This window comes from Vibrio sp. Vb0598, assembly GCF_033338935.1.
Lineage (GTDB): Bacteria > Pseudomonadota > Gammaproteobacteria > Enterobacterales > Vibrionaceae > Vibrio > Vibrio alginolyticus.
The window spans coordinates 1-1,076 of sequence record NZ_JAWOTP010000269.1 but is presented as its reverse complement, the minus strand read 5'-3'; the positions used below and the strand labels follow the sequence as shown (position 1 = coordinate 1,076).

2 protein-coding genes are annotated in these 1,076 nt (G+C 49.1%); both read right to left on the bottom strand.

Annotated features, from left to right (window positions below; translation table 11 throughout):
- On the bottom strand, positions 1 to 144 hold a 144-nt coding region (locus tag R7Q38_RS24620; protein WP_318114692.1), incomplete at its 3' end, for an alanine racemase.
- 4 nt (positions 145 to 148) lie between these two features.
- Positions 149 to 1,076, bottom strand: a 928-nt coding sequence (gene dnaB, locus R7Q38_RS24615) for a replicative DNA helicase (protein ID WP_318114691.1), incomplete at its 5' end; no start/stop codon positions are given.

Genomic DNA, 1,076 nt, shown 5'->3' with positions numbered 1-1,076 from the left:
CACATGACGTAGACCATGGCCATAACCGTTGGCTTTCACTACCGCCATCACTTTACTTTCTGGTGCTTGCGCTTTCACACGCTGCAAGTTGTGCTGCAACGCAGACAAGTCAATGCATGCTTTTGCGGCTTTCATGTAGCTCATAGCATTACTCATCATCAATATCGAATGCTGGACCCGCGTAATTATCAAAGCGCGAGTGTTGTCCTTGGAATGTTAAACGCACCGAGCCAATAGGACCGTTACGTTGTTTACCGATAATTATTTCCGCCGTGCCTTTGTATGGGCTATCTGGGTGATAGACCTCATCACGGTAGATGAACATGATCAAGTCGGCATCCTGCTCGATGGAACCCGATTCACGCAAGTCCGAGTTAACAGGTCGTTTATCCGCTCGTTGTTCTAGGGAACGGTTTAGCTGCGATAGTGCAACGACAGGCACGTTCAACTCTTTCGCCAGTGCTTTAAGCGAGCGAGAAATCTCGGCAATCTCAAGAGTACGGTTATCGGTTAGCGAAGGTACGCGCATCAACTGAAGGTAGTCGACCATGATCATTGACAGACCTCCGTGCTCACGAGCAACACGACGGGCACGTGAACGCACTTCGGTTGGCGTTAAGCCTGAACTGTCATCGATGTACATATTTTTCTTCTGCATCAGGATACCCATGGTAGAAGAAATACGTGCCCAGTCTTCATCATCCAACTGACCCGTACGGATCTTGGTTTGGTCTACGCGAGACAAGGATGCCAACATACGCATCATCAACTGTTCCGCCGGCATCTCTAGCGAGAAGATCAAAACGGGTTTGTCTTGCTGCATTGCCGCGTTTTCACACAAGTTCATCGCAAAGGTCGTTTTACCCATCGATGGACGCGCTGCCACGATAACTAAGTCAGAACCTTGGAGACCCGCGGTCTTTTTGTTGAGGTCAGTAAAACCAGTATCGACACCTGTCACGCCATCTTGCGGCGTTTTGTACAGCAGTTCGATACGTTCTAGCGTCTTTTCTAGGATGTTGTCGACGTTTTGTGGACCTTCATTTTCACTGGTGCGAGACTCGGCGATAGCAAAA